This window comes from Lentzea sp. NBC_00516 (genome assembly GCF_036346835.1).
In the GTDB taxonomy this organism is placed as follows: Bacteria; Actinomycetota; Actinomycetes; order Mycobacteriales; family Pseudonocardiaceae; genus Lentzea; species Lentzea sokolovensis.
Map to the genome: position 1 here is coordinate 1,166,270 of NZ_CP107840.1, position 23,652 is coordinate 1,189,921.

Consider the following 23,652-nt stretch of genomic DNA (forward strand, 5'->3'; position numbering starts at 1 on the left):
TAGAACAAGTTCTACTTGATGTCAGGAGGCCGCGATGAAGGTCGACGTCGACCCTTCGCTGTGCGAGGCGCACGGGGAGTGCATGTCAATCCTGCCTGAGGTGTTTGACCTTGACGATGACGAGGTTCTGCAGATCCGGGACGGTGAGCTGGCTTCAGGCGAGGTGGCTCCGGCGGAACGTGCGGTCGCGTCCTGCCCCAAGGGCGCGCTGCGCCTCTCAACCTGATGGGCCTTGTCATGAACAGGAACAGATTCTAGTGTGCGACGAGTACTTCGACCGTGAGCTCAGCGAGGAGTGATACCGGTGAAGGCTGCCGTGCTCAACCAGGTAGGCGACGACAAGCTCGAGCTCCGCGACGACGTGACCACCGCCCCGGTGGGGCCGCAGGAGATCCGCATCAAGATCAAGGCTTGCGGGGTGTGCCACAGTGATCTGTCCGCAATGGACGGAACGCTGCCCGCGCTGACCCCCGGCATCGTCGGGCACGAGGGCGCCGGTGAGGTCGCGGAGATCGGGAGCGCCGTGACGTCGCTCGCGGTCGGCGACCACGTGGCGATCACGTTCGTGCCGCCGTGCGGGAAGTGTCCTCAGTGCGTTACGGGCCAGTCGCATCTGTGTCTCATCCACACCATTTCGGCGTTCACCTCACCGAGGTTCGTCGTCGGGGGCAACCCCGCCTTCGGGTACGCGGGCCTCGGTGCGTTCGCCGAGGAGATGGTCGTGCCCGCCGACGCCGCGGTGAAGATCGACGACGACGTGCCGTGGGAGATCGCCGCGCTGTTGTCGTGCGGCATCCTGACCGGCGTCGGAGCGGTGCTCAACACCGCGCAGGTCGAAGCGGGCACCAGCGTCGCCGTGATCGGCTGCGGTGGTGTCGGTGTCGCGGTGATCCAGGGTGCGCGGCTCGCCGCCGCGACGCGGATCGTCGCTGTCGACCCGGTGCTGGAGAAGCACGAGGTGGCGCAGAAGTTCGGTGCCACGCACGCGACTACGCCCGACGGCATCGTGGACCTGAACAACCAGCTGAACTTCGGGATGGGCTTCGACTACGTGTTCGACGTCGTCGGCCTGCCCGCGACCATCCGCCAGGCGTGGGACCTGACCCGCCGCGGTGGCCACACGGTCGTCGTCGGCGCGGGCCGGGCGGACGCGATGGTGTCGTTCAGCGCCCAGGAACTCTTCCTGCACGACAAGACCCTGCACGGCTCGTTCTACGGGACGGCGAACTTCCGCCGTGACATCCCGCGCATGATCGCGCTGTGGCGGCAGGGCCGGCTGGACCTCGAAGGCATGATCAGCAAGAGGATCAGGCTGGAAGACGTCAACGAGGGTCTCCAGGCGTTGCGCGGTGGCGGATCCCTGATCCGGCAGGTCATTCTCTTCGACTGACACATTTCTGGGAGTCTCTTGTGGACCTTGCGGGGAAGGTCGCCGTGGTCACCGGCGCCGGTGCCGGGCTCGGCCGCGCGGAAGCGCTGGAGCTCGCGAGAGCCGGTGCGTCGATCGTGCTCAACGACCTGCCTGGATCGGCCGACGCCGCTGCGGCCGAGATCGAGGAGCTGGGCGCGAAATGTGTCGTGGTCGAGGGTGATGTGGGCGAGCGGAGCACCGCCGACGCCCTCGTCACCGCCGCGATGGAGCAGTTCGGCGGGCTGCACGTCCTCGTGAACAACGCGGGCGTGTTGCGCGACCGGATGCTGTTCAACATGTCCGACGAGGAGTGGGACCTGGTCGTGCGGGTGCACCTGCGCGGCCACTTCCTGTTGTCGCGCAACGCCGTCTCGCTGTGGAAGCAGCAGTCGAAGGCGGCGGGCGAACCGGTCTACGCCAGGATCGTCAACACCTCCTCGGAGGCGTTCCTGCTCGGCTCGGAAGGCCAGGCCAACTACGCGGCGGCCAAGGCGGGCATCGCGGCGCTGACCGTGGCGACCGCTCGTGGCACCAGCCGCTATGGCGTGCGCGCCAACGCGATCTGCCCACGCGCCCGCACCCAGATGACGGCGCACGTGTTCGGCGACGCACCAGAGGGCGACGACTCGCTGGCGCCCGAGCACGTCGCGAAGTTCGTCGCGCACCTGGCGGGACCGTCCGGAGACAAGATCAACGGACAGGTCTTCGTCGTGCACGGCGGCATGGTCGCGCTGATGGCACCACCGACCGTCGAGCAGAAGTTCGGCGCGTTCACCGATCTCGACGGCTACTTCGCCGATCGCGATCCACAAAGGACTTTCGCCTGCACGGAAACGATGGATCTGTAGGAGGAGCTGTGCCGCTCACCGTCCAACCGCATCGCGAGACGCTGGGCCTCAAGGACGGCCGGCTCCTCATCGGAGGCGAGTTCCGCGAGGCGGACGAGACCTGGACCCACCACCACCCCGCCACCGGCGAGGAGATCGGCAGCTTCGCCGTCGCGTCGGCCAAGGACGTGGACGCGGCGGTGCTCGCGGCCCGCAAGGCGTTCGACGAGGGACCGTGGCCCCGCAGCCGGGCCGGCGAGCGGATCAAGATCCTGCGCCGGTACAGCGATCTGCTGCGCGAGCACGCGGACGAGCTGCGTGGCCTGCAGGCGCTGGACAACGGCGTGCCGCTGTCGTTCGGCCAGATCTACGCCACCTCGGTCGGCATCGCGGCGGACATCTTCGACCACCACGCGGGCTGGATCGACAAGGTCGGCGGCCAGACCCTGCCGCCGTACCAGGGCGGCGACCACCTCGCGATGACGTTCCGCGAACCGGTCGGCGTCGTCGCGGCGATCCTGCCGTGGAACGCGCCGTTCGTGCTGTTCGCCCAGAAACTCGCGCCCGCACTGGCCGCGGGTTGCACGGTCGTGGTGAAGCCGTCGGAGTACGCGTCGTTCTGCGTGATCCGGATGGTTGAGCTGCTGATCGAGGCCGGCCTGCCGGAAGGCGTGATCAACCTCGTCACCGGTCCCGGCAACCCGACCGGCGAGGCGCTGATCACCCATCCCGGCGTCGACAAGATCAGCTTCACCGGCAGCCGCACCGTCGGCCGCCGGATCGTCGAGGCCTCCGCCGGCACGATGAAGCGCGTGTCCCTGGAACTGGGCGGGAAGTCGCCGGCGATCGTGTTCGCGGACGCCCCGAACGTCGGCCTGGCCGCGATGACCTGCATGGGCATGGTCACCATGGGCCTGTCCGGGCAGGCATGCGTCGCGCACACACGGGCGTTGGTGCAGCGTGACGCGCAGGAAGAGTTCCTCTCGATGGCGCAGATGCTCGCGACCGCGGTGACGTTCGGCGACCCGTTCGACCCAGCTGTGCTGGCCAGCCCGCTGATCAACGCCAAGCAGCTCGAACGCGTGCTCGGCTACATCGAGCGCGGTCAGGAGGAGGGCGCCCGGCTCGTCACCGGCGGCACCCGGCTCGACGGCGACTACGCGTCCGGAAACTTCGTCGCGCCAACGATTTTCGCCGATGCCAACAACGACATGGCGATCGCCCGCGACGAGATCTTCGGCCCGGTGCTGACCGTCGTCCCGTTCGACGACGAGGCGGAAGCCATCCGCATCGCGAACGACACCGAGTACGGACTGGGCGCCGGCGTCTACACCAACGACGTGCGCCGCGCGTTCCGCGTCTCGAAGGCGTTGCGCGTCGGAATGGTCGGCATCAACGGGTTCCAGCTCGAACCGCACCTCCCGTTCGGTGGCTACAAGCAGTCGGGCCTCGGCAGGGAGGGCGGGCAGAGCGCCTACGAGGCCTACACCGAGCTCAAGACCGTGATGATGCCGCTGACCGACGAGATGATGTAGATGCGGCTGGACGGAAAAGTCGCCCTGATCACCGGCGCGGCGCGGGGTCAGGGCGCGGCCGCGGCACGCCGGTTCGTCGCCGAGGGCGCGCGGGTGATGATCACCGACGTCCTCGACGACCAGGGCAAGGAGCTCGCGGCCGAACTCGGTGCCGAGTACTGCCATCTGGACGTGTCGTCGGAGGACGAGTGGGCCGAGGCCGTCGCGTTCACCGTGCAGACGTTCGGCGACATCACGGTTCTCGTGAACAACGCCGGAATCCTGCACTTCTCCGCTTTGGCCGAGACGAAGCTCGCCGACTACCAGCGGGTGATCGGCATCAACCAGGTCGGCACGTTCCTCGGCATGCGCACGATCGTCCCGTCGATGCGGGCCGCGGGCGGCGGGTCGATCGTGAACGTGTCGTCGGTCGAAGGCCTGGGCGGTATGCCCTATCTGGTGGCGTACACGGCGTCCAAGTTCGCGATCCGGGGCATGACCAAGGTCGCCGCGATGGAGCTGGGGCAGCACGGGATCCGCGTGAACTCCGTGCATCCCGGTGCCATCGACACCCCGATGGTCAGCGAGGCGCTGGGTAGGCCGATCGACGTGTCGCCGATCGGCAAGAAGCTGGCGTTGCGCCGAATCGGGCAGCCGGAGGACGTCGCGAACGTCGTGCTGTTCCTGGCCAGCGACGACAGTGCGTACTGCACGGGCGGGGAGTTCGTGGTCGACGGAGGGGCGACGGCGACGCACGCGCTGAGCGGTTGACTCTTGCCGGGACGCAACCAGGTTGATCTCCACGGCGTCTAGGTCGTCGAGAGATCTACCTGGGGAGCTTCGTTGTGAAATCAATGTTGTTGACGGCTGCGCTCTTGATCGGGCTGGCACCGGCCGCGCCGGCCGCCGAAGAGGCGCAGACGCCCGTGCTGTCTTGGCAGGACTGCCAGGACGGGTTCCAGTGCTCGACCGCGAAGGTCCCGCTGGACTACGACCAGCCGTCCGGCTCGAAGATCGACCTGGCGCTGATCAGGCTGCCCGCGACCGATCCGTCGAAGCGGATCGGCTCGCTGTTCGTGAACTTCGGCGGGCCCGGAGCGTCCGGTGTGGACAGACTGCGGGCTCGTGGCAAGTGGGAGTGGCTGTTCTCGCCCGAGCTGCGGGCGCGGTTCGACGTGGTGTCGTGGGATCCGCGCGGCATCGGCCGTTCGGCGACCGTGCGCTGCTTCGACAGCGTCGAGGAGCAGCAGTCGTTCCTCAACTCCATCCCGGTGTATCCGGACACCGCGGCGGAGGAACCCGCCTTCTACGACGGCTACCGCGAGTTCGTCCGGCGCTGCGAGGAGAAGTCCGGCGACCTGCTGGACCACGTCTCGTCCGCGAACACGGCCCGCGATCTCGACCTGCTGCGCAAGGCGGTGGGGGACAAGAAGCTGACGTACCACGGCATCTCGTACGGCACGCACCTCGGCGCGATCTACGCGAACATGTTCCCGGACAAGGTTCGCGCGCTCGCGTTCGACGGCTCGCTCGACTTCGTCGGCAACGCCACCGGGCACGGTGACCAGGGCACGACCGTGCCGCTGGACACCCGCCAGGACGTGCCGCGTGGTGTCGCCGAGACGTTCGACCAGTTCCTGCGGCTGTGCGCCGTTCCTGGTGCCCAGTGCGCGTTCGCGGGCGGTGACCTGAAGCAGAAGTGGGCGGACCTCGTCGCGAAGGTGTCGGCGTCTCCGGTCACCACGCCGGATGGGCGCTTCGACCGCGTTTCGCTGATCAGTCTCGTGTGGGACGCGCTGGCGCAGCCGGACACCTGGCAGGACACGGCTCGCGTGCTGCAGGGGGTCTGGGACGCGCCGGCTTCGCTGACGGCGTCGGCCGACTACGTCACGAACCGGTTCGAGGGGTTCAACGCCGTGCAGTGCTCGGACAGCGACTTCCCGCGTGACCCGGCCGCGTACTCGAAGTACGGCAAGAGCGAGGACGAGCGCGTTCCCTACTGGGGCCGTGCCGTGGTGTTCGACATGATGGCCTGCGCGTTCTGGCAGGGCCGTGACGAGGACCGCTACACCGGGCCGTGGAACCGCAGGACGGCGGCGCCGATCCTGTTCATCAACAGCAGGTTCGACCCGTCGACGCCGCTGCACGGTGCTCGCGACGGCGCGGCGGAGATGGCCCGCACCGGGTTCCTCACCGTCGAGGGATACGGGCACACCTCCATGTACGTGCGCAGCGCGTGCGCGGAGAAGGTGAAGCGGGAGTACCTCTTCACCGGCGTGCTGCCTGCTCAGAAGACGTGCGGCATCGACAAGTCGCCGTTCGCCTGAGTTCGTTGCTCACGGAGGGGCCTCACCTGCTGCCGGGTGAGGCCCCTCTTGCTTTGCCCGCTGCAGCGTGGCTACGGTAACGAAACTGAACCGGTAAGAATTCTGAACCAGGAGGAGCTGTGCAGGCTGTCGCCGACCTCGCCCGCGAACTCGCGCCCAAGACCGAGACGGCCCGCGCGCTCGCTCCCGAACTGGTGGAAGCGATTCGCGAGCAGGGGCTGTTCCGTCTCGGCGTCCCGCGCACGCTCGGCGGGGCGGAGCTCGCGCCGGCCGAGACGCTGGCCGTCGCCGAGTCCATCGCCCGCGGTGATGCCTCCGCCGGCTGGTGCGTGTCGATCGCGGCGACCTCGGGCCTGCTCGCCGCCTACCTGCCTGATGCGGGAGCGGAGGCGGTGTTCGGGGACCCGCGGACGGTCGCGGCCGGGGTGTGGGCGCCGAAGGGACGTGGTGTCGCGGCCGACGGCGGTGTCGTGGTGTCCGGGCAGTGGTCGTTCTGCTCCGGGATCGGGCACGCTGACTGGTTGTTCGCCGGGTTCGTGGACTCCTCCGGGACGCTGAAGGTGGCCGCGTTGCCCAAGACCTCGTTGGACGTGCTCGACACCTGGCACACCACCGGGCTGCGCGGCACCGGAAGCCACGACTGCGTGGCACGGGACGTGTTCGTGCCGGACTCGCGGATTCTGTCCGTTTTGGACGGACCGCTGCGGGATGGTGCGCTGTACCGCTTCCCGGTCTTCGGGTTCTTCGCGCTCTCGGTCGCGGCGGCCGCGATGGGGAACGCGTTCGGTGCGCTGGACGACTTCGTTTCTTTGGCCGGCCGCAAGCCGCTCGGGTCGAGCCGCACCTTGGCCGAACGCGGATCAACGCAGTCCGCGGTGGCATCGGCTTCGGCGTCGCTGAGGGCCGCTCGGGCGTTCTTCTACGAGGCGGTGTCGGAGGCTTGGGAGGCGGCACAGGGGAGTGACCCGGTGCCGGTCGAGGCTCAGGCCGGGGTGCGGCTGGCTGCCACGCACGCGACCCGGACGGCTCGTGAGGTCGTCTCCTCGCTCTGCGACCTGGCCGGTGGAGGAGCGATCTACGACGGGGCGCCGATTCAGCGGCGGTTCCGGGACGCGCACACGGCTTCCGCGCACTTCCAGGTCAACGCCGCGTCCTTCGAGTTGCCGGGCAAGGTGCTGCTCGGCGTGCCCGCGCGGACGGAACAGCTGTGACGTCGGTCGGGGTGGTGACGCCGTTCTGGCTCGACCGGCCGCTCGCCGAGGCGTTGGACATCGCCGTCATGGCCGATGAGGCCGGGTTCGGGACGTTGTGGATCGGGGAGATGGCGACGTTCGACGCGTTCGCCCTGGCCACGGCTGCCGGGCTGCGGACGTCGAACATCTCGCTGAAGATCGGGCCGCTCGCGGCCGGCGTGCGGAGTCCGGTGGCTCTGGCACTGGGACTGTCCACTGTGGTCGCGACGACCGGGCGGCGAGCTGGGCTCGCGCTGGGGGCTTCGAGTCCGCGGATCGTGACCGAGTGGCACGGCCGGGACTGGGAACCGGTGCGGCGGATGCGGGAGACGGTCCGGGACACGCGGGCGATCCTGGACGGGAACCGGGTGGCCGGGTTCCGGTTGCAGCAGCCGGTTCCCGGCACGCCGATCTCGGTGGCGGCGTTCGGGCCCGCCATGACTCGCGTGGCGGCGGCGGTGGCGGACGAGGTGGTGCTCAACCTGGTGAGCGCCGAGCACGTCGCCAACGCGAAGAAGCAGGTCAGTGCGTTGGCGAGTGTTCCTCCACCCTTGGCCGTCTGGATCCCCGCGGCTCTCGATCCCGGCCCCGCCACCCTCCACCAACTCCGCGCCCAACTGGCCGTCTACCTGTCCCCGCCCGGCTACGGCGAGATGTTCACCGCCCTCGGCCACGGCACCCTGGTCGAGCAGGCCAGAGCGGGCAGGCCGCGTGCCGAACTGGCCCAGGCCATCCCCGCGGACCTCATCGAGGCAGTGGGCGCGATCGGCTCGGCCCAGGACATCGCCCGCCGCGTCGACGAGTACTTCGACGCGGGAGCCGAGCACGTCGGCCTGGTACCCGCGACGGCCGAGGATCCGGCGGGTACCAGGCTGCTGACCACGCTCTCCCCGCTGCTGACGAAAGGACACCGATGATCGACTCCGACGCCCTCGACCGCCGGTTCCGCGGCGAATCCGTCGGGCGGGCGCTCGACCTCGTGGGGGAGAAGTGGACGCTGCTGATCCTGCGCGAGGCGTTCTTCGGCGTCCGCAGGTACGGGCAGTTCGTCCGCAACCTCAACGTCCCGCGGCCCACGCTGTCCGCGCGGCTGAAGACGTTGGTCGAGGCCGGGCTGCTGCAGCGCGTGCCGTACGCGGAGGACCGCGAGGAGTACCGGCTCACCGAGGCGGGGCTGGAGTTGTTCCCCGCCATCGTGATCCTCATGAAGTGGGGCGACCGGCACGTGCCTGATCCGGACGGGCCGCCGATCGTGCTGGAACACAGCGCTTGCGGGAAGCCGGCCGACGCGTTCCTCGCGTGCCGGTGCTGCGGCGAGGAGATCACCGCGCACAACGTGACGGCTCATCCCGGGTGACCTACGTTGGGACGCATGCTGAACCCGCTGAGCCAGGTGTCCTTGGAACGGTTGCGGCAGCGCACGAGCGTGAAGTGGCGGGAGTACCCGGACGACGTGCTGCCGCTGTGGGTGGCCGAGATGGACGTCGACCCGGCTGAGCCGATCAAGCGGGCGATCATCGACGCCCTCGAACTGGGCGACACGGGCTACCCGGCCGGCACGGACTACCCCGAGGCGCTCGCTGCGTTCGCGAACGAACGCTGGGGCTGGGACGGGATCGCCGTGGAACGCACGGCGCTCGTGTCCGACGTGATGCTCGGCATCGTCGAGCTGATCAAGCTGGTGTCCGGGCCAGGCGACCCGGTGATCGTCAGCCCGCCGGTGTACCCGCCGTTCTACCTGTTCGTCAGGAGCATGGGCCGGGCCGTGATCGAGGCGCCGCTGACGAACGGACGCCTCGACCCGGCCGTGCTGGAGCGGACGTTCCGGCACGTCAAGGCCGATCACCCGGTGTACCTGCTGTGCAACCCGCAGAACCCGACCGGCACCGTCCACACCCGCGACGAGTTGACGGCGCTCGCAGGACTGGCGAAGAAGTACGGCGTCCGCGTGATCGCCGACGAGATCCACGCACCGGTCGTGTCCAAGAGCGCGAAGTTCGTGCCGTACCTGAGCGTCGACGACCGCGGGATGTCGCTCATGTCCGCGTCGAAGGGCTGGAACCTGGCGGCGATGCGGGCGGCGGTCGCGGTCGCGAACACCGACGACCTCGCGCGGTTGCCGGAGGAGGTCAGCCACGGGCCGAGCCACTTCGGCACGATCGCGCACACGGCCGCGCTGCGCCACGGCGGCGAGTGGCTCGACGCGCTGCTGGCGGGCCTCGACGAGAACCGGAAGCTCCTCAAGAACCTGCTCACCGAGCACCTGCCGGAGATCGGCTACGAACCGTCCGAGGCGACCTTCCTGGCCTGGCTGGACTGCCGGGCCATCAGCGACGACCCGGCCGCGTTCTTCGTCGAACGAGGACGGGTCGCCCTCATGTCCGGCGCCGGGTTCGGCAGCGGCGGGGAGGGCCACGTCAGGCTCAACATCGGCACCTCGCCGGAGATCATCACCGAGGCGGTCACGCGGATGGCCTCGGCTGTCAGGCATTGACAAGGACTACCAGCGGGCTGCCAGCGGTCTGCCAGCGCGGCGGCGCACAGTTCCTCCCGACACAGGGAGGGACCAACGATGGCGCTGGCGATCAGGGCAGAAGGCCTGGTCAAGCACTACGGGGAGACGAAAGCGCTGGACGGCGTCGACCTCGAGGTGCCTGAGGGGAAGGTCGTGGGGGTGCTCGGGCCGAACGGCGCGGGCAAGACCACGGCGGTGCGGGTGCTGGCGACGTTGCTGCGCCCGGACGCGGGGCACGCCACGGTCCACGGGCACGACGTGCTGAAGGACCCGAGGGCGGTCCGGTCGCTGATCGGACTGACCGGGCAGTACGCGTCGGTGGACGAGGACCTCTCCGGCACGGAGAACCTCGTGCTGCTGGCCAGGCTGCTCGACTTCTCCCGTGCGGGGGCACGGGCGAAGGCCGCGGAGCTGCTGGAGCAGTTCGAGCTCACCGACGCCGCGGGGAGGGCTGCCAAGACGTACTCGGGAGGTATGCGCCGGCGGCTCGACCTCGCGGCCAGCCTGGTCGGCAATCCGTCCGTGCTGTACCTGGACGAGCCGACGACGGGGCTGGACCCGCACGCCCGCAACGAGGTGTGGGCGGTGGTGCGCAAGCTCGTCGCGAACGGTGTGACGGTCCTGCTCACCACGCAGTACCTGGAGGAGGCAGACCAGCTCGCGGACTCGATCACGGTGTTCGACCACGGCCGCGTGGTGGCCGAGGGCAGGCCGGACGAGCTGAAGCGGCGCGTGGGCGGGCAGACGCTGCAGGTGCGGCCGACGTCGTTGCGCGATCTCGACGCGGTGTACCGGATTCTCGGTGACCTGACGGGGGCCCGGCCGACCCGCGACGACGACACGGGACTGCTGACGGCGCCGGTGAACGACCCGGTGCTGCTGTCCACTTTGGTCCGCAAGCTCGACGACGCCGGCATCACCGCCGACGAACTGGCGTTGCGGCTGCCCTCGCTCGACGAGGTGTTCCTCGCACTCACCGGCAAGCAGAACGAAGGGAGCCTCGTGTGAGCTCGCCAACGGGAAATTCGACACTGTCGTTGGACAGGAGTGTGCGCCACGGCTTCGCGCTGGCCTGGCGGGGAATCCTCAAGATCCGCAAGAACCCCGAGCAGCTGGCGGACGTGACGATCGCCCCGATCATCTTCCTGGTGATGTTCACCTACCTGTTCGGTGGTGCGCTCGCCGGCAACACGGACGCCTACCTGCAGATGCTCGTGCCGGGCATCATGGTGATGGTCATCCTGCAGTCCAGCATGACGGCGGGCGTGCAGATGAACACGGACGTCTCCAAGGGTGTGTTCGACAGGTTCCGCTCCATGCCGATCGCGCGCTCGGCGCCGTTGGTGGGGGCGGTGCTCGCGGACATCGTGCGCTACGTCGTGTGCATCGTGGTGCTGATGGTCGTCGCGACGATCATGGGCTACCGGGTGCAGACCGGACCGGCCGAGCTGCTGATCGCGTCGGGGCTCGCGATCGCGTTCGGACTGTGCTTCTGCTGGGCGGCGGTGTTCGTGGGCATGCTGCTCAAGACGCCGCAGGCGGTGCAGGGCATCATGATCGTGCTGATCATGCCGTTGACGTTCGGCAGCAACGTGTTCGTCGGCACCTCGACGATGCCGGGCTGGCTCAAGGCGTGGGCGGACGTCAGCCCCGTCAGCCTGCTGTCGGACGCGCTGCGCGGCCTGCTCAACGGTGGCGCGATCGCCGGGCCGCTCACCGGATCGCTGATCTGGATGGCCGGTGCGGTCGCGGTGTTCTTCCCGCTGGCGATGTGGGCCTACCGCAAGCGCGTGTGACGTCTCGGAAACGGGGCGGGCGTCAGCTCTTGCTGATGCCCGCCTCTTCGCGTATCCGGCGCAGCGCCTCGGCCTTGGTGATCGTCAGCCGTTCCGGTTCGCCGAGCTCCGCGACCAGCAGGCGCACGTCGGGATCTCCCAGGTCGAGCCGGCCGCGGAGGACCTCGGCGAGCGCGAGCAACCCGGCCGCCGCGTCGGTGCGGCCCTGCGCGTGCCTGACCAGGGCGAGCAGTTCCGTCACCGTCGACAGGTCCGGCATGTCACCGCGTTCGGACGTCGTCTCGACCGCCACGACGATGCGGGATTCGGCCTCGTCGGGCCTGCCGTCGGCGATCGCGATGCGCGCGTCCAGCATCGCCGCCCACTCCGCCACGAACGTGCCGAGCACGCTCGAGGACGTGGCCGATTCCTTGAACCGGGTGCTGAGCTCCCGCGCCTGCGCGATCTTGCCGGCGCGCAGCACGACCTCCGCCCGCGCGTAGCCGATCATCATGGCCATCTGGTCGTTGCCCAGGTTCTGGACGTACCGCTCCGCCTCGACCACCTCGCGCTCGGCGGCGGCGTGATCGCCGAGCCGGGCGTACTCGACCGCGAGCCGCCACCGCTGCTGGACGGAGTCGTCCAGGGAGCCCAGTTCCTGCGCCGTGTCCAGACCTCGTTGGTACAGCGCGATCGCCGCGAGGTTGTCTCCGGTGTGCGAGACGAACGCGGCCTTCATGCCGAGCGTCATCGCCGATCCCCACCGGTCGCCCACGGCCACGAACTGGTCGTACGCGCGGTCGCGGGCCAGTTCGGCGCCGTCGAGATCGCCCTCGTCGGACAGGATGAAGCTCAGCGCCCAGTCCGCCGCCGCCCGTGCCCACGGGTACTCGCTCGCCGCCGCACGCGCGACCTCCCGCCGGGCCAGTTCGCGGTTCTGGCTCAGGAACGCGAGCATGGGCAGCGCGATCGCGAGCGACGGGTACTTCTGGGTGGCGCCGGTGTTCACGCAGTCCTCGATCACCTGCACGGTGTCGTTCGAGTCTGGCAGGCCGGGGACGGCGGCCATGATCAGCTGCATCGCCCGGAACGTGGCGAAGATGTCGGCGGGCAGTTCGTCGCCGAGCGTGAGCAGGTCGCGCACCGAGGTCTCCGCGCGTTCGTTGTCGCCCTTGATCAGCCAGTACCAGAACACGCCGCAGAGCAGGTCCGCGGCCAGCCCGACCTCGCGGTCGTCGATCGCGCCGCGCAACGCGGCCACGATGCTGTCCTGTTCGGTCTCGTAGACCTTGATCGCCTCGATCTGCCTGGCCGTGCGGGTGAGCGGCTCCCACCTGTCGGTCAGCTCCCGGTAGTAGTGCCGGAAGCGGTTCACGAACTCGCGTTTCTCCCCGGACGCGTCGAGCTGCTCGGCCGCGTAGACCCGGATCGTCTCCAGCATCCGGTACCGCGCCTCGCCGTCCAGCTCGATGACATCCACAATGGACTTCTCGACCAGTGACGTGAGCACGTAGAGCGCGTCCGGCAGGCAGACCTCCTCGATCGCGTCGAGGCCCGCTCCCGCGGGGAACACCGCGAGCCTCCTGGCGAGCCGGAGCTCCTCCTCGGTCAGCAGGTCCCAGCTCCACTCGACGACCGCGCGCAGCGTGCGCTGGCGGGGCAGCGCCGTGCGGCTGCCGGAGGTGAGCAGCCGGAACCTGTCGTCCAGGCGCTGGGTGATCTGCCGGACCGTCATGGACCGCAGCCGGGCGGCCGCCAGCTCCAGCGCGAGCGGCATGCCGTCGAGCCTGCGGCAGATCAGCCGCACGTCGTCCACAGTGGACTCGTCGAGCGCGAACCCCGGCCGCACCGCGCCGGCCCGGTCCAGGAACAACCGCACCGCGCCGAACCCGGACACGTCCGCCTGCCCGTCGGGCACCGCGAGCGGGCCGATCGGGCACAGCGACTCGCCGTCGATCGCGAGCGGTTCCCTGCTGGTCGCGAGGATCCGCAGGTTCGGCACCCGGCGCAGCAGATCGGTGGTGAACTCGGCGGCCGCGCCGATGAGGTGCTCGCAGTTGTCCAGCACCAGCACCGACTCGCCCGCGCCGAGCACCTCGGCGATCCGGGCCATGCTCTCGCTCGCCCGCCGCATCGGATCGGCGACGAAGCTCAGTTCGAACGCGCCGAGCACCGCACCGGCCAGGTCCTCCGCCGCCCGCACACCCGCCAGCGCCGCGAACCACACGCGTCCCTTGCCGTGCAACGGATGCCGCGCCGCGACCTCGGTGGCGAGCCGCGTCTTGCCCGCACCACCCGGCCCGACCAGCGTCACCAGCCGGGCCTGGCCGAGCAGTCCGGCGATCTCCGCGAGCTCGTCGTCACGCCCGACGAAGCTGGTGAGCCGCACCGGCAACCGGTCGACAACGGCTCGCGGCCCGAGTTCGCCGCGCAGCGCGGCGAGATGAACGTCCTGCAACTCCTGGGACGGATCGACGCCCAGTTCGTCGGCGAGCCGCCCGCGGACCTCCGCGTAGACGTGCAGCGCGTCGGACTGCCTGCCCTGCGCGCACAACGCCCGCATCAACAGCCCGGCCAGCCGTTCCCGCAGCGGATGCCTCTCGTGCATCGCCGTCAGCGCGGCGACGTCCAGCTCACCGGTCCTGAACCGGTCCTCCTCCGCGGAGAGACGTGCTTCTTCGAGACGAGCGGCGGTGGGAGCGGCGAACGGCGCGTCCCGCACGTCGGCCAGCGCCTCACCACGCCACAGCCCGAGCGCCTCGTCCAGCTGCCCGGCCGCCCGCAGCCGTTCGAACCGGAAGACGTCGACGTCCTCGGTCGCGACGCCCAGCCGGTATCCGCCCGGCTCCAGCGCGACGGGACAGACCTTGCGCAGCCTCGACACGAGCGACTGCAGGGCGTTCACGGCGTCGGCGGGCGGCTGCTCGCCCCACAGGTCGTCGATCAGCGTCGCCGTCGGCACGGCGCGGCCGGGGTCGAGCGCGAGGCGGGCCACGAGCATGCGAACGCGGGCACCACCGATGTCGACCGGTGTGCCGTCCTCGGCCTCGACACTCGTCGGCCCCAGCAATGCCACACGCACAGGTCCAGCTTCCCAGATCGTCGGCGGCGGTCAGGCGAGAACGCCGAGTGCGCGGGTCAGCGCGCCGGTGATCATGCTCTCCATCGCCTCGTCGGTGCTGCCGCGCGGCACCCGTTCGACGAGCATGATCGAGTAGAGATAGGCCTGGTAGGCGGCCAGCCGCAGGCGTGCGGAGCCGGTGAACTCGAAGCCGTAGCCCCGCAGGAGGTCCTCGTCGTCCTCGATGGACCCGAACAGCGCGAGCGACACGAACTCCGCGACCGGATCGCCCCAGAACGCGCGCTCGCCGTCGACCAGTCCGGTAAGTCCGGTATCGGCCAGGACGTTGCCGTCCCACAGGTCGAAGTGCACCAGGGCCGGTCGTCGCACCTCGTCGAACGCCTTGGCGTGCCGGTGCAGATCAGCGGTCGGGAGCTTCACGCCGTAGCGTTCGGCGTCGGCTCGCACCGCGTCGAACATCCCGAAGAACGCCTCGGTCCACGTCGTGCGCAGGCCGAGCTGGGGGTAGCCGAAGCCTGGCCCGGTCACCTCGTGCAGCGCTCTCACGGCTTGCCCCAGCTGACGGCGGAGCAGCGGACGGTCGACATCGGACCGGCCGAACACCGGCTCGCCCGGCAGGCACGTCGCCAGGAGTGCCGTGTCGTCCGCGTAGACGACGTCCGGCACCGGTGCGACCTTGGAGCCGAGCGTGCAGAACAACGCCTCGGTACGCATGAGGTGCCGCTCGTAGGTCAGGCCGGGCTGGTCGCCCGGCGACACCTTCAGCACGAACTCGCCCTCGCGCGCCGACACGCGGAACACCGAGTTGTAGGTGCCGCCGCCCAACGGGCTCGTCGTCGCGCCGGTGAGCCCGGCGGCGGTGAGGATTCGCTGCACGGTCACCTCCGCCAATGTAATGATCGGCCGCATGGGGACGTACTGGGGGACCGCCGAGCTGGCTTGGCGATGGGTCATGGACCAGGTGCGATACGACGACGGCTGGTGGATTCCGGAGTATCCGGGCGGTGACCTGGAGCTCCGGCTCCGCGACGGCATGTACGCGGGCATCGGCGGGCTGGCCCACGTGCTGGCGGAGATCCGTCTGAGCCGGGAGTGGACGGCGCGCGAAGCGGAGTTGGCCGACGCCATCACGGCACGCGTCCAGGCGAGCATCGGTACGACGAGCGACATCACGTTCTTCAACGGGCTGGGCAGCACGGTCAGCGTGCTGACGACCTTGGGCGCGCCCGGAGCCGACGCGGCCGTCGCCAGGCTGCTGGAACTGTCCACACCGGACGGATGGCCGCAGGACTTCCTGGACAACGCGGAGAAGTACCTGCCCGGCGCTCGTGCGCACGACCTGGTGGTGGGCTCGGCGGGCGTGCTGCTGACCGCGGTGTGGGCTCGCCGGCACGGCGTCGAAGGTGCGGAGGAGCTCGCGCGGGTGGCGGCCGATGTGCTGCTGGCCGAACGGGAGGAGGCGGAGTTCGGTGCCAACTGGCGGTGGGTGCCGCAGCGCTTCACGACGAACGACTGGCACTCGCCGAACTTCTCGCACGGCGTCGCGGGCATCGCCGCCGCGTTCGTCCTGGCCGGTGCCGAGTTCGCGCGACCGGACCTCGTCGGGGCGGCCGTCGACGGTGCCGAGCACCTCGTGTCGCTCGGGGACACCAGCGATGGCGGATTCCGGGTGAAAACCCGCTGTCCCGGCATCGAGGACGTGCAGCCGTTCAGCTACGGCTGGTGCCACGGACCGACCGGAACCTCGTTGCTGTGGCCGGCTTTGCGGCACGCGGGCGTGTCCGAGGTGGCCGGCGTGGACGTCGCCGACTGGCATCGCCGGTGCCTGCACAGCATTCGCGTGTCCGGCCTGCCCGAACGCAAGTACCCGGGATTCTGGGACAACGACGGCCGGTGCTGCGGCTCGGCGGGCGTCGGCGACGTGCTGCTCGACTCGGGACAGCACACGGACTTCGCGCTCCACCTGGCCGACGTGGTGGTGGAGCGCGCTGTCCCGGACGGGTCGGGCGTGTGCTGGCGGTTCATCGAGCACCGCAACGAAGACCCGCTGTTGCCGCCCGGCATCGGCTGGATGCAGGGTGCGGCGGGCATCGCCGGGTTCCTGTTCCACGCGGGCCGCGTGGAACAGGGCGACCTGAGGTCGGTGCCGCGGATGGACACCTGGTGGGTTCTAGGCGGGTGACCAGCCCAGTTCCGGGCCCAGCTTCGTGGCGATGTCGGTGAGGATCTGCACGTAGTCCTCGTGGTCGAAGCTGAACGGCAGCGCGAACGCCACCTCGTCGACCTCCTGGAACGCGAGGTGCGCGTACAGCTGCTCGGCGATCTCCGCGGACGTGCCGATGATGTCGCGCTCGAACATGAACTTGCGCGGGCCGAACGGCTTGCCGACCCGCGCGGCGCGTCCCTCGACGTAGGCCTCGTACTTGGCGCGCTGCTCGGAGGTCGCCGAGTCGGTCGGGATCACCACCAGGCCCTGCGACACCCGGTTGCCGCCGTGCTCGCGGAACGTCCTGATGTGCGACAGCTGGGTCTCGGCGAAGTCCTCGGACTCCTCGGACTGGGCCACGTTGCTGGCCAGCAGGTTCAGGCCGTGCTCGCCCGCCCACTTCGCCGAGCGCAGACTGCCGCCGCCGTACCAGATCCGTTCGCGCAGGCCCTGGGCGTGCGGCTGGACGCGGTCCGACCAGACCTCGATGCCCTCGACACCGCTGAACGACGCCACCTTCTCGCCGCCCACGAAGTCCAGCAGCCGCTGCACGCGGTCGTAGCTGAAGTTCTCGACGTCCGCGGTCTCCGGGTAGAGCGCGTGCTTGACGTCGTCGTAGTGCATCGGCGGCCCGACGCTGATGCCGGGATTCAGCCTGCCGCCGGACAGCACGTCGACCGTGGCCAGGTCCTCGGCGAGCCGCAGCGGGTTCTCCCAGCCCAGCGGGATGACCGCGGTGCCGAGCTGGATCCGGCTGGTCCGCTGGGTGGCGGCGGCCAGGACCGCGACCGGCGACGAGATGCCGAACTGCAGGTGCCGGTGCCGCACCCACGCGCTGTCGAACCCGAGCTCCTCGCCGAGCACGATGACGTCGAGCGTGGACCGGTGGCCCGCTCCCGGGTCCTTCTCGTCGAACAGGCCGATGGTGAGAAAACCCAGCTTTCGCAACGGCTCTGACTTCCGCGGCACGGAACCCTCCTCGATCCAGTCTCCCTTCCCAGTTTAGGTGACGTCTCAACTACGTCCAGATGCTGGAACGAACGTGACCGCGAACGACGCCTTCCGCGCGTGCAGCCGGTACTGCGGCAGCACGCCCGGCCCGCACGACGCCGTGCCCAGGCCGTGCTGGGCGAGGTCGAGGTTCAGGTGCACGCGGTCGCCCGGCACGAGGTCGTCGGTGTGCTTGGCCGCGTCGAGGTCCTCGCTGGTCCAGCGGCGGGCGGTGAAGTCGAACACCGGCTCACCCGTGATCCTCAGCCCGCCGATCTCCAGCCAGCGGGCGTCCGCGCGGTTGCCGTTCTCCTGCGGGAAGACGTACGGCGTCTGCAGCGCGTCCACGGTGGAGGAGAACCGGCCTACGCGGGCGGCCTGACGGCTGTCCGCGTACGCCTCGCCGGGGCCCGTGCCGAACCACTCGACGGCGTCCGCGCCGGGCAGTGCCAGCCGCAGGCCGAGGCGGGGGAGCGTGCACGGCCACTCGCCGTCCGGGGTGACGTCGACCTGGAGCCGCAGGCGGTCGCCATCGGCGGTCCAGCGGTAGTCGGCGAACATGCCGAAACCCCAGGCCGGAGGCGCCACACGGGTGCGCACGACCAACCCGGACCCGTGGACGATCTCCACGACTCGGTGCTGGAGCCGGTGCAGGCCCGCCTCGCGCCACGCCCGTTCCTCGGGGTGGTCGGAGCCGCGGTCGTTGTCGGTGGGGGCACGCCAGAGGTCGAGGCGGGGGCCTTCGAGGGTCAGGTCGCCGAGTTTGGTGAGCAGGCCGGTGACCGGGTCGAACTCGCCGGGGCCGAGCCGGAGGGAGTCGCCGAGCCGCAGGGGTTCGGTGCCGGTGACGGGGGAGGAGGGGGCGGCCGGTGAGACGGAGATCTGGCCCCAGGCGATGACGTGGCCCGCGTCGGCCCAGGTGGTGGGGGCGGCCAGGGACGCACGGACGGTCAGCCAGCCCTCGCCGGCCACCGGAGGCAGTGGAGGAAGTGGCAGGTCCGTTGAATTCCCGGCGGCCACACCGAGCGTGCCCGAGGCGACCTCTGCCCCGTCGTCCTCGTACGCCCAGTCGAACCGCAGGTGGTCCAGCCCGACGTGGTCGTAGAAGCTCTCGACCCGGATCCCGGCCCCGCCACCCGTGATCCGGACCGGTTCGAAGACCTTGGCGAACTCCAGCAGCCCCGGCGACGGCGTCCGGTCGGGGAACACCAGCCCGTCGATCACGAAGTTGCCGTCGTGCAGCGGTTCGCCGAAGTCGCCGCCGTACGCGAAGTGCCCGTCGCTCTCCAGCCCGTGGTCGATCCACTCCCAGATGAACCCGCCCTGTACGTGCCGGTACCGCTCGAACAGCTCGCGGTACTCGAGCATCCCGCCCGGACCGTTGCCCATCGCGTGCGCGAACTCGCACAGCACGAACGGCAGTCCGTGCGTGTGCTCGCGCCCGATCTGGTCGACTTCCTCGTGCGAGGCGTACATCCGGCTGTAGACGTCGACGTACTCGCAGGCGAAGTCGCCCTCGTAGTGCACCGGCCGGGACGGATCGCGGTCGCGGGTCCACTCAGACATCGCCGCGAGGTTGCGACCGGTGTGCGACTCGTTGCCCAGCGACCACATCACGATCGATGGGTGGTTCTTGTCCCTCTCGACCATCCGGCGCATCCGGTCCACATAGGACTCGGCCCAGCGCGGGTCGTCGCTCGGGTTGCCGGCCCAGCCGAGTTCGCCGAACCCGTGGGTCTCCAGGTCGCACTCGTCGATCACCCACAACCCGTACTCGTCGCACAACGACAGGAAGTACGGGTCCGGCGGGTAGTGGCTGGTGCGCACGGCGTTGACGTTGTGCCGCTTCATGAGCAGCACGTCCCGCAGTGCGACCTCTCGTGGCACCGCGCGGCCGAACCGGGGATGGTGCTCGTGCCGGTTGACGCCACGGAACACGACACGAGCGCCGTTGACCGTCAGCACGCCATCGGAGATCGCGACCGTTCGGAACCCGATCCGCACCGGCACGCGTTCGGCGTCGGTGTGCACAACGCCGTCGTACAGCCGAGGGCTCTCCGCGCTCCACGGTTCGACGGGCAGCGAGAACGACTGCCCCGGCAGGAGATCGGTCACCTCCAGTTCCGGCACGGAGAGCAGTCCGCCCTCGACCGACAGCGTTCCCGAACCGGTGACGTGGTCGTAGGAGGCGTGGATCTCGTAGTCCGCGACACCACCGCGCGGACGGGACAGCAGCGCGACCGAGCGGAAGATCCCGGACATCCACCACATGTCCTGGTCTTCGAGGTAGCTGCCGGCCGACCACTGGTGCACGCGCACGGTCAGCACGTTCCCCGAAGGGCGGAGCAGGTGCCCCACCTCGAACTCCGCTGGCAGCCTGCTGCCGCGGGTGATGCCCAGTTCGACGTCGTTGAGGCAGATCCGTCCGCACGAGTCGATGCCGTCGAAGCGCAGTGCCGCCGGCTCGTCCGGCCAGTTCTCCGGCAGGTCGAACGTCAGCCGGTAGTCGCCCGTGGGGTTGTCGGAGGGCACGAACGGAGGCTCGACCGGGAACGGGTAGCGCACGTTCGTGTACGCGGGCGAACCGTGTCCCTGAAGTTGCCAATGCCCTGGCACGGTGATGGTGCCCCAGTCGCCTTCGTCGAGACGGAAGTCCCAGTTCCCGTCCAGCGACAACGAGGCCGCGTCGGAGGTGAAGAACGCACGCGGCGGCAAGGAACCGGTGCCCGGACCCATGTCCTCGATGTACGACAAAGTGTTTCAGCCCTTCACTGCGCCGGCGGCGATGTTGCGGATGAAGTGGCGTGCGCCGATCAGGAACACGATCACCAGCGGCACGATCGCCACCAGCGTCCCGGCCATCACGACGGCGTAGTCCTGCAGGTACAGGCCGTTGAGCTGGGCCAGCGCCACCTGGAGCGTCACGTGGTTGGAGTCGATCAGCACGACCAGCGGCCACAGGTAGTCGTTCCACGCGTTGACGAACGTGAAGATCCCGAGGAACGCCAAGGCGGGCCGCAGCACGGGCAGGCCGACCGACAGGTAGGTGCGGAAGAAGCCGGCGCCGTCGACCCGGGCGGCCTCCAGCAACTCGTCCGCGATGGCGCCGCGGGCGTACTGGCGCATCCAGAAGATGCCGAACGCGTTGGCCGCCGCCGGGATGATCAGCGCGTTCAGGCTGCCGACGAGACCGAACTTCGCCATCAGGTCGAACTGCGGGATCGCCGAGAGCTGCGTCGGCACCACGAACGTCGCCAGCAGGATTCCGAAGAGGACGTTGCTGCCGGGGAAGTCGTACTTGGCGAACGTGAAGGCCGCCAGCGAGTCGAAGAACAGCACCAGCAACGTGATCGCGATCGCCACGACCAGCGTGTTCAACACCGACCCGAAGAAGTCGACCTTCGCGAACACCTCGCCGATGTTCTCCACCAGGTGCCCGCCGAACCAGAACTTCGGTGGCGACGAGTAGATGTCGGCGGTGGTGTTCGAGGCCATCACCGCGAGCTGGTAGTAGGGGAACAGCGTGATCAGCGCACCGACCACCAACGCGCCGTAGGTGAGGAGGCTGCCGGGTTTCGTCCGGTTCACTTGTCGCCTCCGTTCACGCGCGCCGGGCGCTGCACGAGCCGCCAGTTGAGGATCGAGAAGAGGACGACGACCACGAAGATGCCCCACGCGATAGCGGCGCCGTAGCCGAAGTCGTTGTCCGCGAACGCCGTGTTGTAGAAGTAGAGGACCATCGTCATGCCCGCGCCTTCGGGTCCGCCGCGGTCGCCGAGCAGGATCTGCGACTCGGTGAAGATCTGCAGGCCGCCGATCGCCGACATCACGACGGAGAACAGGATCACCGGGCGCAGCAACGGAAGTGTGACGCGGAAGAACGTCTGCACCGGTCCGGCGCCGTCGAGCTTCGCGGCCTCGTAGACGTCCTGGGGGAGTGCCTGCAGGCCCGCCAGCAGGATGATCGCGTTGTAGCCCGTCCAGCGCCAGATGATCATCACCGAGATGGCGGTCCTGATCGCCCAGGGATCCGTGAGCCACTGCACGGGATCCACGCCGATGAGGCCGAGGAACCAGTTCAGGACACCGAACTCGCTGGAGAAGAACGAGCCGAACACCAGCGACATCGCCACGATCGACGTGACGTTGGGCAGGAAGTACGCCACCCGCAGGAAACCCTTGTGGCGCACCGAGGAGTTGAGCCCCAAAGCGACGAGCATCGACAGGACCAGCATCGGGATCGTCGACATCACCCAGATGATCAGGGTGTTGCCGATCGCGTCCCAGAACGCCGTGTCGGTGAGGAGGAACGCGAAGTTCTCCAGTCCGACGAACTTCATCTCGCTGACGCCGTTCCAGCGCTGCAACGACAGCCACAGCGAGTAGACGACGGGGTAGACCCCGAAGATGGCGAACAGCACGAAGAACGGCGCGATGGCCAGGTACTGCGGAAGGTACTTCCACCTGCGGTTCACGCGAGCACCCCCTGCCGGCGCAGCAGCCGGTCGACCGCCGTCCGAGCGTCCTGCCAGGCCTGTTCCGGGTCCTTGCCCGCGCTCTCCACGTTGGTCAGCTCATCGGTGTAGGTGTCGGAGATCGTGATGTCCCAGGGCGAGAAGTAGACGGGCTGGACCTTCTCCGCGATCTCGCCGAACACCTGGATCGTGGCCTGCCCGCCGAAGAACTCCTCGGCAGCCAGGACCTTCGGGTCGGAGTAGACGGCCGGGCTGGACGGGAAGAGACCGAGTTCCAGGTAGGTCGACGCCTGGTTCTCCGGCGACATCAGCCACTTCACGACCTCGTAGGCGCCCTGCGGATCGGGGCAGTACCTCGTGATCGCTAGGAACGAGCCGCCCTGGTTGCCGGGGCCACCGGGTGCCTGGCAGACGTGCCACTGACCGGACGTGCCCGGCGCGGACTGCTTGAGGTTTCCGGTGATCCAGGAGGCGTTGACGAACGCGACCTCCTTGCCGTTCGTCCAGGCCGCGCGCCGGTCGACGCCCTCACCGGTGGCCGAACCCGCGTAGCCCGCGGTGAGTCCCAGCTGGAACGCCTTGACCGCGCGGTCCCAGGCCCGCCGGACCTGCGACTGGTCGTCGAGGTAGCGGTTCTGCCGGTCGAGGTACTTCTGCTTCTCCTGCGCGAGCGAGTACGTGAACACCATCTTCGTGTCGGTGATCAGGTACCGGCCGGGCAGCTTCTCCTTGACCCGCAGAGCGAACTCGAAGTAGTCGTCCCAGGTGGACAGTGCGGCCGCCACCGCGTCCGGTTCGCTCGGCAGGCCGGCCTCGGCGAACAGGTCGTGCCGGTAGTAGAGCGCGGCCGGGCCGGTGTCGATCGGGAAGCCGAGCTGGAACCCGTCGGGGCTGCGGCCCGCCTGCCACTTCCACGGCAGGTAGCGCGACTCGTCCTGCTTCGCGCCGAGCGCGTTGAGGTCGGCGAACCTGTCCGTGGCCGAGAAGTAGGTGGAGATGCCGTCGCCGAGCATCGTGATGTCCGGCAGGTAGGCCTCGCCGGACAGCGCGGCGAGCAGTCGCCGGTTCAGTTCGCCGCTCACCTTGGACGGCGTGAGGTTCTGGGTGGGGAAGCGCCGCACGGCCTCGCCGAGCACCTTCTCCGACAGGCCGTTCGTGGAGTACCAGAGCGTGATCTTGCCAGGGTTGGCCGTGGTCGGGCTGGTGCAGGCGGTCGCGCCCAGTGCGGTGGCACCGAGTGCGGCCGCGCCGGTCAGGAACCTGCGTCGAGTCAACGTCATCGGGGACCCTCCGGAGAG

At 69.3% G+C, this 23,652-nt stretch carries 20 protein-coding genes; 13 read left to right on the plus strand and 7 right to left on the minus strand.

Going from position 1 to position 23,652, the window contains the following annotated elements; genetic code table 11:
- Nucleotides 1-34 precede the first annotated feature (34 nt).
- The 12 genes from OG205_RS05095 (at nt 35) to OG205_RS05150 (ending at nt 11,622) form a co-directional block, all read left to right on the plus strand.
- Nucleotides 35-226, plus strand: coding sequence for a ferredoxin (locus OG205_RS05095; RefSeq protein ID WP_330275073.1), 192 nt, complete (start codon nt 35-37; stop codon nt 224-226).
- Nucleotides 227-304: 78 nt separating this feature from the next.
- Nucleotides 305-1,390 (plus strand): Zn-dependent alcohol dehydrogenase, encoded by a 1,086-nt coding sequence (locus OG205_RS05100; RefSeq protein WP_330275074.1) that lies wholly within the window; start codon nt 305-307, stop codon nt 1,388-1,390.
- Nucleotides 1,391-1,410: 20 nt separating this feature from the next.
- A complete protein-coding gene (locus OG205_RS05105; protein WP_330275075.1) occupies nt 1,411-2,259 on the plus strand; it encodes an SDR family NAD(P)-dependent oxidoreductase in 849 nt (282 codons plus the stop codon).
- A gap of 8 nt (nt 2,260-2,267) precedes the next feature.
- Entirely contained in the window at nt 2,268-3,773 is a 1,506-nt protein-coding gene (locus OG205_RS05110) for an aldehyde dehydrogenase family protein (RefSeq protein ID WP_330275076.1), read from the plus strand.
- Nucleotides 3,774-4,523 carry a glucose 1-dehydrogenase gene (locus OG205_RS05115; protein ID WP_319974474.1) on the plus strand — a complete coding sequence of 250 codons (750 nt, stop codon included), beginning with the start codon at nt 3,774-3,776 and terminating at the stop codon, nt 4,521-4,523.
- An 83-nt stretch (nt 4,524-4,606) separates the two neighbouring features.
- Complete coding sequence (locus OG205_RS05120) at nt 4,607-6,079, plus strand: alpha/beta hydrolase (RefSeq protein ID WP_330275077.1); 1,473 nt, start codon at nt 4,607-4,609, stop codon at nt 6,077-6,079.
- A 119-nt stretch (nt 6,080-6,198) separates the two neighbouring features.
- Nucleotides 6,199-7,290, plus strand: a complete 1,092-nt coding sequence (locus tag OG205_RS05125; protein WP_330275078.1) for an acyl-CoA dehydrogenase family protein — start codon at nt 6,199-6,201, stop codon at nt 7,288-7,290.
- A complete protein-coding gene (locus tag OG205_RS05130; protein ID WP_330275079.1) occupies nt 7,287-8,228 on the plus strand; it encodes an LLM class F420-dependent oxidoreductase in 942 nt (313 codons plus the stop codon). Before OG205_RS05125 ends, OG205_RS05130 begins: the two co-directional genes overlap by 4 nt.
- Complete coding sequence (locus OG205_RS05135) at nt 8,225-8,668, plus strand: winged helix-turn-helix transcriptional regulator (RefSeq protein ID WP_330275080.1); 444 nt, start codon at nt 8,225-8,227, stop codon at nt 8,666-8,668. The genes OG205_RS05130 and OG205_RS05135 overlap by 4 nt, the downstream gene beginning before the upstream one ends.
- A gap of 15 nt (nt 8,669-8,683) precedes the next feature.
- The gene (locus tag OG205_RS05140) at nt 8,684-9,805 is read left to right on the plus strand and encodes a MalY/PatB family protein (protein ID WP_330275081.1); all 1,122 of its coding nucleotides are present in this window, start codon (nt 8,684-8,686) and stop codon (nt 9,803-9,805) included.
- A gap of 78 nt (nt 9,806-9,883) precedes the next feature.
- Nucleotides 9,884-10,834: an ATP-binding cassette domain-containing protein gene (locus OG205_RS05145; protein WP_330275082.1), complete on the plus strand. Its 951-nt coding sequence runs from the start codon at nt 9,884-9,886 to the stop codon at nt 10,832-10,834.
- Nucleotides 10,835-10,875: 41 nt separating this feature from the next.
- Nucleotides 10,876-11,622: an ABC transporter permease gene (locus OG205_RS05150; protein WP_330275083.1), complete on the plus strand. Its 747-nt coding sequence runs from the start codon at nt 10,876-10,878 to the stop codon at nt 11,620-11,622.
- 22 nt (nt 11,623-11,644) lie between these two features.
- Here the strand turns inward: OG205_RS05150 and OG205_RS05155 are convergent, their stop codons facing one another.
- Together OG205_RS05155 and OG205_RS05160 are read right to left on the minus strand one after the other, a co-directional pair.
- Entirely contained in the window at nt 11,645-14,683 is a 3,039-nt protein-coding gene (locus OG205_RS05155) for a BTAD domain-containing putative transcriptional regulator (protein WP_330275084.1), read from the minus strand.
- 30 nt (nt 14,684-14,713) lie between these two features.
- Nucleotides 14,714-15,565 carry an aminoglycoside phosphotransferase family protein gene (locus tag OG205_RS05160; RefSeq protein ID WP_330275085.1) on the minus strand — a complete coding sequence of 284 codons (852 nt, stop codon included), beginning with the start codon at nt 15,563-15,565 and terminating at the stop codon, nt 14,714-14,716.
- Nucleotides 15,566-15,590: 25 nt separating this feature from the next.
- Between OG205_RS05160 and OG205_RS05165 the strand changes: the two genes are divergently transcribed.
- Nucleotides 15,591-16,865: a lanthionine synthetase LanC family protein gene (locus OG205_RS05165; RefSeq protein ID WP_330275086.1), complete on the plus strand. Its 1,275-nt coding sequence runs from the start codon at nt 15,591-15,593 to the stop codon at nt 16,863-16,865.
- On the opposite strand, the gene OG205_RS05170 is transcribed toward OG205_RS05165, so the two are convergent.
- From OG205_RS05170 to OG205_RS05190, 5 genes are read right to left on the minus strand one after another with little or no spacing between them, the layout of a single operon-like run.
- The gene (locus tag OG205_RS05170; RefSeq protein ID WP_330275087.1) at nt 16,854-17,858 is read right to left on the minus strand and encodes an LLM class flavin-dependent oxidoreductase; all 1,005 of its coding nucleotides are present in this window, start codon (nt 17,856-17,858) and stop codon (nt 16,854-16,856) included. The two genes, OG205_RS05165 and OG205_RS05170, sit on opposite strands and share 12 nt — an antisense overlap.
- 45 nt (nt 17,859-17,903) lie before the next feature.
- Nucleotides 17,904-20,633, minus strand: coding sequence for a glycoside hydrolase family 2 TIM barrel-domain containing protein (locus tag OG205_RS05175; protein WP_330275088.1), 2,730 nt, complete (start codon nt 20,631-20,633; stop codon nt 17,904-17,906).
- 6 nt (nt 20,634-20,639) lie between these two features.
- Nucleotides 20,640-21,467, minus strand: a complete 828-nt coding sequence (locus OG205_RS05180; RefSeq protein ID WP_330275089.1) for a carbohydrate ABC transporter permease — start codon at nt 21,465-21,467, stop codon at nt 20,640-20,642.
- The gene (locus tag OG205_RS05185) at nt 21,464-22,354 is read right to left on the minus strand and encodes a carbohydrate ABC transporter permease (protein WP_330275090.1); all 891 of its coding nucleotides are present in this window, start codon (nt 22,352-22,354) and stop codon (nt 21,464-21,466) included. Before OG205_RS05185 ends, OG205_RS05180 begins: the two co-directional genes overlap by 4 nt.
- Nucleotides 22,351-23,634, minus strand: coding sequence for an extracellular solute-binding protein (locus OG205_RS05190; RefSeq protein WP_330275091.1), 1,284 nt, complete (start codon nt 23,632-23,634; stop codon nt 22,351-22,353). The genes OG205_RS05185 and OG205_RS05190 overlap by 4 nt, the downstream gene beginning before the upstream one ends.
- Between the last annotated feature and the right edge of the window lie 18 nt (nt 23,635-23,652).